The following is a 10,243-nucleotide window of genomic DNA, read 5'->3' as shown; positions in this document are numbered from 1 at the left end:
CATGCCCTAGCCGCATGTCCAGCTTTTGGGGGTCACCTCACCTGCGTGGCTGATCGAGGCATCGCACAAGAATGCTTCGCGTTGTTCTAAGGTCATGCGTTACCGAACGTTGAACCGCTGAGGGCGGTCGTCTTTCGACCGACCCTACCGGACGATCATCCCTGTTACACCCATCCACCGGGCCGGCACTGAGATTGCAGCCATCAGATGGTCTCGAGCAGCATCGCGGGCATGGACGTCTTTCACTGCAGACGCACCGCAATCACGCGGCGTCGGTTTCCAACTCCTTGGTGCGGCGTTCATACCAGCCGTTGGTGGTGGGCTCGAAGATGGAGCTGCGTACCATCTCGCCCTGGTAGACGTGCACGGAGATGGCGAGCTGATCCGCGCTGGCATTGCGGATGGTGTGGTACTCATGCGGGGGAATCAGGCTGCCGGCGGTGCCGCAATCGCCGATGACGCATGGCTGTGCGCGGAAACGGAAACGTTCGCCGTCGCGTTCCAGCAATTCGTACTGGGTGATCTCCAGTTGCCCGAGCCAGACGCCTTCCACACACCAGAGGCCGCTGTGGTCGTGCAGCGGGGTGCCCTGCCCTGGGCCCCAGCTCATGGCGACGATGCTGTAGCCGTGTTCGGGGCTGCGGTAGAGCTCGCGGCGCGCGTAGTGGTCTTCCACCGGTTGGTGGACGCAGGCGGGGAGTTTGATGGTGCTGTCGGCAATGGCTTGTTTCAGGGCCAGCTGCAGCATCTGCGAGATGCGGTGCGGGTCGTTCTGTTCGACGGCGTGGTCAACGGCGGCGATGAGGCGGTCGCGGCCATGGAACGTCGGGAAGGTGCAGGTCGTGTCCATACCCGCAGTGTATGAGATGTGGGTGAAAATCTCGTTTGATCTGGATCACGGAAGATGGGTAGGAATTGTCCGAAATTGTCGGTCGTTTACGTTTGGTCGCGGAGAGCAGCCGGGCAAGCCCGGCTCTACGATCCGTGTTGACCATGATTTGCGGCTACTGCGTGCCGCGTTGTACGAAGGGCACCTGCTGGTACAGGCGGCGCTCGCCGCCGCGGGGGTCATTGGCTTGCTGCGAGTGCACATCGAACAGCATGGTTTGACGGTGCTCGAGTGAGTAAGGGTTCCATTGGGCCAGCTTGCCGTGGTTGGGGTTGCCGGTGCGGGCGAAGGACAGCAGTGCATCGCTCATTGCCTCGGCGACCTGCCGTGCGGCTTCGCCGGTGCCGGTCTTTGAGCCTTCGGCACCCAGGTTGTGGAACACCAAGGGAATATCCAGCGTGTGGAAGGCGCGCAGCTTGCCGCCGTCCAGCGGGGTGCTCCAGTCGAGCTGGTATGCCCAGGTAGGTGCGCCCTGGCGTGCGCGTGCTTCCAGCTCTTCCACTGCCCCGCGCCATGAGCGGCCGGCGGTGGTGGCGGCAAAGAACACCTCCGAAGGCGTGTACTGCGGATACAAGCGGCGGTACTCGGCAATGACCACCGAAGGCAGCAGGTCAACGAACTGCTCCTTCTCGAGCTTGGCCGGCAGGCTCTCCCACGTCAGCTCGAAGTTGGCGGCGTCGTTGCCGAGGAAAGCGCGGGTTTCATCATGCGTGTTGCCGATCACCATTGGAATGCCGGCCGACTGCGCTGGAGCCTGCGGCCAGAACGGATGCACGGGCAACGCATCGCCATCCAGCACCGGCCCGAAGTACAGGCTGGTGCTTTCCACCCGCGAGGGATCGCGGGCCTTGGTCGCGGCGAGCAGCGCAGTAGGAGGCAACGCCAGCAGTGCGTCCAAGTCGCGCGCACCCACCGCCTCCATCGCAATACGTGCACGCTGCGTGGCCGCACGCGGCCCCGCCGCCGTGACCTGCTGCCCGCTCATGGTCCAGGCCTTGTGGAACAGGCCCTTGGCTGCCGGCATCGCCATCAGCGTCGCGATCTTCGCGCCGCCACCGCTCTGGCCGAACACGGTGATGTTGTCGGCGTCGCCGCCGAACTCATGTGCGTGTTCGCGCACCCATTGCAGCGCCTGGATCAGATCCAGCTGGCCGACGTTGCCGGAGTGGGCGAAGCGTTCGTCGCCCAGCTGGCCGAGGTACAGGTAGCCGAACACATTGAGACGGTGGTTCACCGTCACCACCACCACGTCGCCGCGCTGGCACAGTGCGCTGCCGTCATACAGCGGGTCGCTGCCGGAGCCGTTGTTGTACGCGCCGCCGTGGATGTAGAACAGGATCGGACGGCGACGACCATCGCGCAGTGCGGGTGTCCAGACGTTGAGGAACAGGCAATCCTCGCTGCCCGGGCCCTCGTTGCCGCCCTGGGGTGCCGCGCTGCCGTAGGCCACAGCATCGCGTACGCCGCGCCAGGGCACCTCTGGCAACGCAGGCTGGAAGCGGCGTGAAGAGGTATCTGCGCCGTAAGGCACGCCAAGGAAGCGATGCACGCCGTTGACGTGATTTCCGCGCAGCCGACCACCGCGCACCCGCGCCAGCGAAGCAGTCCCCGCAGCAGCGCTGTCGGCTGACGTCAGCAACGAGGAACTGGCCACACTCAGCATCAACGCATAGCGCGCACTGTCACGCAGGAAGCGACGGCGTTGCAGGTCGGCGGGCGTGGTCATGGGCGCGGCTCCTGTGCCTGCATCCAGCGCAAGGCTAACGCCGGCCATTGGGTGGTGGTGAGATCAGGAGGAATGCGCACCCCGAACCCATGTCCGCCGTGCGCGAACAGGTGCATTTCACTGGGCACGCCAGCCTGCAGCAGTGCCTGGTAGTACAGCAGGCTGTTCTGCACCGGCACCACGTCATCGTCCTGCGCGTGGACCAGGAAGGTGGGCGGGGTCTTGGCACTCAACTGCTGCTGCATCGAGAACTGCTGCGTCAGCGCGGCATCCGGATGCTCGCCCAGCAAGCGCTGACGCGAGCCACTGTGGGCGTGCGCACCCATGTCGATCACCGGGTACATCAGCAGCGCGAAGTCAGGTCTTGCACTCACTGCGTCAACAGCGTCGCCCACGCCGGGCAGTGGGGTATCAAAGCCCGTGCTCAGTCGCGACGCCACATGCCCGCCGGCGGAAAAGCCGATCACCCCGATCCGCTGCGGGTCCAGCTGCCAGCGTGCGGCGTCATGACGGATCAACCGCAGCGCCCGCTGCGCATCCGCCAACGCGGCCTGCCGGTCCGCGCGTCCTGCAGGCAGCCGGTAACGCAGCACGAACAGCGTCACCCCGCCCTGCTCCACGAAGGCCGGCACCAGCGCGGTGCCCTCCTTGTCCAGCACGATGCGCTGGTAACCGCCGCCGGGAATCACCAGCAGCGCGCTGCCATCGGGCTTGGCCGGGCGATAGGCCACCAGATACGGCGCGCTGACGCCGTCGATGTAGCGGTCCGGCAGGGCCGGATCGTCGCTGCGCTCGATCACGCGGGGTGCGGAAACCGCGCCTCGCTCCCCTGGCACCTTCCCCGCCGGCCACAGCGCAATACGCTCGGGACTGCCAACGGCAGGTTCGCTCTCCGGCACCGCCCGCTCAGCCGCCCAGATCGGGTCAACAACGCCAACGGCCACCAGGCCACCCAGCAACAGGGACATCCACACAGCACCACGCATCGGCAACGGTTCCTTTCCGGTTGGGCCACGCCATCAGGCGGGGCCAGGGACAGCCAGTCACCGCAAGGGTTTGCACCATACGCCAGGCTTCTGACGCAGTGCACATTGCCAATGACACCGGTTTACCATATACAGCTCATCCAAGCACTGTCGATGGGCAGTGCAACAAATCACCGGGAGACCCGCTTGAGCAACGATCACGGCCATCAGGACCTGCCCGCACCGGGGCTGGACAGCATCGCCAGCGCCTTTGTCACCGCCCGCCAGCAGGGCCGGGCGCTGCCGGATTTCCCCGGCACCATTCCCGATGACCTGGTCACGGCCTATCAGGTGCAGGACCTGGCCATTGGCCGGTGGAACGACCAGACCGTGGGCTGGAAGGTCGGCTACATCGCCGCCGAGCGCCGCGACGGGTCCGGAGACGACCGCCTGCTGGGCCCGATTTTCTCTCGTCAGCTCTGGAATGCTACCGGTGGAACAGTGGACATTCCGGTGTTCGTCGGCGGCTTCGGCGCGGTCGAGGCCGAGTACGTGATCGAGCTGCTGGAAGATGCCCCGGCCGACAAGCTGGACTGGACCCCGGAAGAGGCCGAAGCCTTGCCGGCGCGCCTGTACATCGGCGTGGAAGTGGCCAGCAGCCCGCTCGCCACCATCAACCAGCTTGGCCCGCGTGTGGTGGTCAGCGACTTCGGCAACAACAACGGCCTGGTGCTGGGGCCGGAGATTCCGAACTGGACCGCGCTGGATGATGCCCAGCTGCGCGCCGAAACGCTGATCGAGGGCAGCGTGGTCGGTACCGGCGGTGCCAGCAACCTGCCCGGTGGCCTTCGCGCCGCCTATGCGTTCGCGCTGGCCCGCTCGGCCCGCCGCGGTCGCCCGCTGAAGGCCGGCGAATTGATCGCCAGTGGCAATGCCACCGGTATCCATGACATTGCCGTAGGCCAACAGGCACTGATCCGCTTCGCCGGTTACGGCGACATTACCTGCAGGGCCATCGCTGCCGGGTAATCCAGCAGCCATGGCGAGTCCGCTTGGGAGGGCGCAGATGTTTACTCGCAGAAAGTTCCTTGCCACCAGCGTCGGCGCGCTCAGCGTGCCGCTGTTGTCGGCCTGTTCCAAAAGCAGCGCGCTGCCGGAAGGCGGCCAGCTGCTCACCGCTACGGATGTGCACGTGGCCGACTACCCCACCGTCACCGCGGTGAAGTGGATCGGCCAGCAGCTGGAAGAGAAAACCGGCGGCCGGCTGCGCCTGCGCCAGTACCACTCCGGCCAGCTGGGCCGCGAAAGCGAGGCGATCGACATGGCCCGCTTCGGGGCCATCGACATCACCCGTGTGTACTCGGGCGCGCTGAACAACGCCTTCCCGCTGACCCAGGCGCTGTGCCTGCCGTATGTGTTCGAGTCGGTGGCGCACATGCGCCGCGCACTCGATGGCGGCGTCGCCGAACAGGTGCTGCGCGGGTTTGAAAGCCGCGACCTGGTCGGCCTGGCGATCTACGATTCGGGCGCGCGCTGCTTCTACAACACCAAGCATCCGATCGTGGAGCCGAAGGACCTGCGCGGCCTGAAGCTGCGTGTGGCGAACTCGGACATCTTCATCCAGCTGATGCGCCTGCTGGGCGCGAACCCGACGCCGATGTCGCTGGGCGACACCTTCTCGGGCATGGAAACGCACATGATCGACGGTGCGGAGAACAACCTGCGCAGCTTCCATTCCAGTCGCCACTTCGAAGCCGCGCGCTACTGGTCGCAGAGCGATCACTCCTATGCGCCCGACGTGCTGCTGATCTCGCGCCGCACCTTCGAGTCGCTCAGCCCGGCTGACCGCCAGCTGCTGGTGGAAACCGCACGCGCCTCGGTGCAGGTCATGCGGGAACAGTGGGACGCCTCTGAAAGTGTGGCGCGCAAGGCGGTGACCGACTTCGGCATCCAGTTCAACGAGGTCGACATGCCGGCCTTCCGCAAGGCCGCCGACCCGTTGCTGCAGCAGTACCTGCAGCAGCCGGACATCGCCGCCCTCACCCGTCGCATCCGCGACTTCGCCTGAGGACTCCGATCATGTCCGAGACGAATACTGAAACCACGGTGGACACCCGCAGTGCGCCGCAACGCGCGCTGGACCTGACTGCCGACATTGCCATCCACATTGCCGTGCTGGCCCTGCTCGGGCTGGTGGTGGTGCAGGGCTGGCAGGTGTTTGCCCGCTATGTGATCAACGATTCGCCGAGCTGGACCGAGCCGGTCACGCTGCTGCTGCTGGCCACCGCGATGAGCCTGGGCGCGGCTACCGGCGTGCACACGCGCCGTCACTTCGGCTTCTTCCTGCTGGCCGCGCACATGAAGCCCGGCCTGCGCCGCATCAACGAGATGGTCTGTTCGCTGGTGGTGGCGGTGCTGGGCGTGGTGATTGCCTGGTGGGCGGGCGTGCTCCTGCTGGATGGTCTGGATATCAAGACCGCCGGTGCCAACCTGCCGCAGAGCATCAACTACCTGCCGCTGTCCATTGGCGGTGCGCTGATGGCCGTATTCGCGTTGAACCAGATCGTGCAGGCCACGCAGCCGGCGGTTGAAGAAGCCGAGGGGGACCGCTGAGTCATGGGAATCACCATTCTTTTCGCTGTATTCGCGCTGTTGCTGCTGATGGGTGTGCCGGTGGCGTACGCACTCGCCGCCGCTGCACTGGCCACGCTGTGGTACCTGGACCTGCCCACCGTGGTGCTGGTGCAGCAGATCTCCGCCGGTACCGGTTCGGCCTCGCTGATTGCGATTCCACTGTTCATTTTTGCCGGCGAGATCATGATGCGCGGCGGCATCTCCGAGCGATTGATCGGGCTGGCCTCATCGCTGGTGGGCCGTCTGCGCGGCGGCCTGGGCCAGGTCTCGATCCTGTCCTCGCTGTTCTTCGGCGGCGTGTCGGGTTCGGCCATTGCTGACGTCTCGGCGGTAGGCGGCACGATGATTCCGCAGATGGTCAAGCGCGGTTACGACCGCGACTTCGCGGTCAACGTCAGCATCACCGCCGCACTGGTGGCGCTGCTGGTGCCACCGTCGCACAACCTGATTCTGTTTTCGGCAGCGGCAGGCGGCGGTCTCTCCATCGCCGACCTGTTCGCCGCCGGCATCATGCCTGCGCTGCTGATGACGGTGGCGCTGATGGTCACCGGCTATGCGGTGGCCCGTAAGCGCGGCTATGGCGTGGAGATCTTCCCCGGCTGGCGTGCGGTGCTGCTGCGCATGGTCTCTGCCCTGCCCGGCCTGGGCCTGGTCGCGCTGATCTTCGTGGGTATCCGTGCCGGTATCTTCACCGCCGTGGAAAGCGCCGCGATCGCCGTTGTCTATGCATTGCTGGTGACCACCGTGCTGTACCGCCAGCTCAACTGGCGCGAGTTCATGGGCACGGTGACCCATGCCGCGCGCAGCACTGGCGTGATCCTGTTCGTGATCGCCACCGCCGCTGTGTTTGGCTGGCTGCTGGCCTACCTGCAGGTACCGGCGGCCGCCGTGGAGTTCCTGCAGTCGTTCGCGCACAGCAAGGTGATGGTGCTGCTGATGATCGTGGTCATGCTGCTGCTGCTGGGCACCTTCATGGACCTGGCTCCGATGATCCTGATCTGCACCCCGATCTTCCTGCCGGTGGCCAAGGCCTATGGCATCGACCCGATCCACTTCGGGCTGGTGCTGGTGTTGACCGGTGGCCTGGGTCTGGTCACGCCCCCGGTGGGCTCGGTGCTGTTCATCGGTACCGCCATCGGCAAGATCAGCGTCGGCGAAAGCATGAAGAGCATCTGGCCGTTCTGGTTCGCCGCGCTGCTGGTGCTGATGATCGTCACCTTCTTCCCGCAGCTGTCGCTGTGGCTGCCCCAGCTGCTGCGCGCGTGAGGATGACCATGCATCTGAAATCCGTTCTGGCCCCGGTGGCCGCCATCGCCCTGCTCTGGTCGGCCACCACCCATGCTGCCGACCCCTCCCCCACCTGGAAGCGCGGCATCGAAAACCAGCGCCAGGCGGATCTGGGCAACGGCACCTTCCTCAACCCGGTGTTTGCCGGTGACCGCCCGGATCCGTCGGTGCTGAAGGACGGTGACGACTACTACCTCACCCTGTCCTCGTTCGACGCCTATCCCGGCCTGCCGATCTGGCACTCGCGTGACCTGGTCAACTGGCAGCCGCTGGGCCATGCCATCACCAAGAACGTAGGCGCGATCTGGGCCCCGGACATCGTCAAGCACGAAGGCCGCTACTACATCTACTTCCCGGCCCGCACCGCAGAGGCGCGCAGCAACTTCGTGGTCTGGTCCGACAGCATCAACGGTCCGTGGAGCGAGCCCATTGACCTCGGCCTGGCCGGCTACATCGACCCGGGCCATGCGGTAGGTGAAGACGGCAAGCGCTACCTGTTCCTCAGCGGCGGTGACTACGTGCAGCTGGCCGACGATGGCCTGAGCGTGGTCGGCACGCCCAAGCATGTGTACGACGGCTGGAAGTACCCGGAAAGCTGGGACGTCGAGGCGTATGCGCAGGAAGGCCCGAAGATCAACTTCCACAACGGCTGGTACTACATGACCACCGCCGTGGGCGGCACCGCCGGTCCGCCGACGGGGCACATGGTGATCACCGCACGCTCGCGCTCGATCCACGGGCCGTGGCAAAACTCGCCGCACAACCCGATCACCCGCACCCAGTCCAAGGATGAACCGTGGTGGTCGCGCGGCCACGCCACCGTGGTGGAAGGCACCGACGGGCGCTGGTGGATGATCTACCACGGCTATGAGAACGGCTACTGGACCCTGGGCCGGCAGGCTCTGCTGGAGCCGATCGAATGGACCGACGATGGCTGGTTCGTGGCCAAGGGCGGCGACCTCGGCCAGCCGCTGGCCAAGCCCTCCGGCAGCTCGGTGGGGCCGCATGGCATGGCGCTGTCCGACGACTTCACCGGCACGACCCTCGGTTCGCAGTGGTCGTTCTTCAACCCGGCCCAGGACGAGTACCGCCGTCTGAACTTCACCGGCAAGGGGCTGGAACTGCAGGGCAAGGGTGAAACCCCGCGCGACAGCTCGCCACTGACCGTGATTGCCGGCGACCAGGCCTACCAGTACGAAGTCGAGATGGACATCGCCCCCGGCGCGGTGGGCGGCGCGCTGCTGTTCTACAGCGACCGGCTGTACGTGGGCGTGGGCAGCAACGGCGAGAAGTTCATCATGCACCGCTACGGCGAGGAGCGCCCTACCCGGCTGGAGCCCAGCCGCAAGGGCGGCAAGCTGTGGCTGCGGGTCACCAACAACCGCCACATCGTGACCATTCACACCTCGACCGATGGCAGGGTCTGGCAGAAGTACCCGGTTCAGATGGAAGTCTCCGGCTACCATCACAATGTGGCTGGCAAGTTCCTCGCCCTCAAGCCGGCCCTGTACGCGGCTGGGGATGGCAAGGTCACCTTCCGCAAGTTCCACTACCGCGCGCTCGATTGAGCGCAGCGGTAGACTCTTCCGACCCATCCGGTTTGAACTCCATGTCATCGCGCCCCAAGACCGACGCCGCACCGCAGGACCTGCCCAAGGGCAAAGCTGCCACCATCAACGATATTGCGCGTCTGTCCGGGGTCTCCAAGAAAACGGTTTCGCGGATCATCAACAACTCGCCGCTGGTGCGCAAAGACACCCGCGAGAAGGTCGAGGCGCTGATGCGTGAAGTGGGCTACGCGCCCGACCCGCTTGCGCGCGGTCTGGCGTTCCGCCGCTCGTTCCTGATCGGCATGGTCTACGACAACCCCACCGCGCAGTACATCGTGGACATGCAGTACGGCGCGCTGGACGCATTGCGGGGGTCCAGTTTCGAACTGGTGGTGCACCCCTGCGATTCGCGCAGCCCCGGCTACATCGAAGGCGTGCGCCGCTTCGTGCAGCAGCAGAAGCTGCACGGGGTGATCCTGGTGCCGCGTGCCTCGGAAGACCAGGCACTGGTCGACATGCTGGATGAAATCGGCTGCCGCTTCACCCGCATTGCCTCGCTGCCGCTGGACGACACCTCGCAGATGGTGGTCACCCATGACCGCGACGGTGCCGCCGAAGCGGCCGACTACCTGCTGTCGCTGGGCCACCGCGATATCGCGTTGGTCACCGGCCCCAGCGCCTACCGTTCGGCACACGAACGCACTGCCGGCTTCATCGACGCGCTGGCCAAGCGCGGTATCGAACTGCCGCCGGAACGCATCGTCGAGGCCGGTTACACCTTCGAATCCGGTGTGGCCGCGGCGGAAAAGCTGCTGCTGGGCAAGCAGCGCCCCACCGCCATCTTCACCGGGAACGATGAAATGGCCGCCGGTATCTACAAGGTGGCCCTGCGTGCGGGCATCAACATTCCGCGCGAGCTGTCCATCATCGGCTACGACGACAGCCCGCTGGCCTCGCGCCTCTGGCCGTCGCTGACCTCGGTGCGCCGCCACACCCGCGACACCGGCCGCACCGCCGCCGCGATGCTGATCCAGCCCGACAGCCAGGCCGCGCTGCAGATCGCCAGCGTGCGCCCGCACCTGATCGTGCGCGATTCCTGCCAGCCGCCCTTGGATTGATTGGTTGCCCCGGGTCACGACCGTTGGTCGTGACCCCCTCAAACCCGTACCGCACCGCAAAATGACACCGGTTT

9 protein-coding genes are annotated in these 10,243 nt (G+C 65.8%); 6 read left to right on the top strand and 3 right to left on the bottom strand.

What is annotated here, in order from left to right:
- Window positions 1-262 precede the first annotated feature (262 nt).
- The 3 genes from RT551_RS15960 to RT551_RS15950 all read right to left on the bottom strand — a co-directional run bounded on the left by RT551_RS15960 (window position 263) and on the right by RT551_RS15950 (window position 3,583).
- Window positions 263-850, bottom strand: a complete 588-nt coding sequence (locus tag RT551_RS15960) for a cysteine dioxygenase family protein (protein ID WP_313460476.1) — start codon at window positions 848-850, stop codon at window positions 263-265.
- A 154-nt stretch (window positions 851-1,004) separates the two neighbouring features.
- Window positions 1,005-2,615, bottom strand: a complete 1,611-nt coding sequence (locus RT551_RS15955; RefSeq protein ID WP_313460474.1) for a carboxylesterase/lipase family protein — start codon at window positions 2,613-2,615, stop codon at window positions 1,005-1,007.
- Entirely contained in the window at window positions 2,612-3,583 is a 972-nt protein-coding gene (locus tag RT551_RS15950; protein WP_313460473.1) for an alpha/beta hydrolase, read from the bottom strand. The genes RT551_RS15955 and RT551_RS15950 overlap by 4 nt, the downstream gene beginning before the upstream one ends.
- Before the next feature lie 204 nt (window positions 3,584-3,787).
- Between RT551_RS15950 and RT551_RS15945 the strand changes: the two genes are divergently transcribed.
- Genes RT551_RS15945 through RT551_RS15920 form a run of 6 tightly spaced genes read left to right on the top strand, consistent with a single transcriptional unit; the run spans window position 3,788 to window position 10,169 of the window.
- On the top strand, window positions 3,788-4,609 hold the full coding sequence (locus tag RT551_RS15945) for a 2-keto-4-pentenoate hydratase (protein WP_313460471.1): 822 nt from the start codon (window positions 3,788-3,790) through the stop codon (window positions 4,607-4,609).
- 37 nt (window positions 4,610-4,646) lie between these two features.
- Complete coding sequence (locus tag RT551_RS15940) at window positions 4,647-5,648, top strand: TRAP transporter substrate-binding protein (protein ID WP_313460469.1); 1,002 nt, start codon at window positions 4,647-4,649, stop codon at window positions 5,646-5,648.
- Window positions 5,649-5,659: 11 nt separating this feature from the next.
- Window positions 5,660-6,193, top strand: a complete 534-nt coding sequence (locus RT551_RS15935; protein WP_313460467.1) for a TRAP transporter small permease — start codon at window positions 5,660-5,662, stop codon at window positions 6,191-6,193.
- A gap of 3 nt (window positions 6,194-6,196) precedes the next feature.
- Window positions 6,197-7,480, top strand: coding sequence for a TRAP transporter large permease (locus tag RT551_RS15930; protein WP_311193205.1), 1,284 nt, complete (start codon window positions 6,197-6,199; stop codon window positions 7,478-7,480).
- An 8-nt stretch (window positions 7,481-7,488) separates the two neighbouring features.
- On the top strand, window positions 7,489-9,069 hold the full coding sequence (locus RT551_RS15925) for a family 43 glycosylhydrolase (RefSeq protein WP_313460465.1): 1,581 nt from the start codon (window positions 7,489-7,491) through the stop codon (window positions 9,067-9,069).
- 41 nt (window positions 9,070-9,110) lie between these two features.
- On the top strand, window positions 9,111-10,169 hold the full coding sequence (locus RT551_RS15920; protein WP_125361114.1) for a LacI family DNA-binding transcriptional regulator: 1,059 nt from the start codon (window positions 9,111-9,113) through the stop codon (window positions 10,167-10,169).
- The last annotated feature ends 74 nt before the right edge of the window (window positions 10,170-10,243 follow it).

The organism is Stenotrophomonas sp. (assembly GCF_032103445.1).
GTDB lineage: Bacteria > Pseudomonadota > Gammaproteobacteria > Xanthomonadales > Xanthomonadaceae > Stenotrophomonas.
This window is presented reverse-complemented; position numbering and strand designations above follow the sequence as displayed.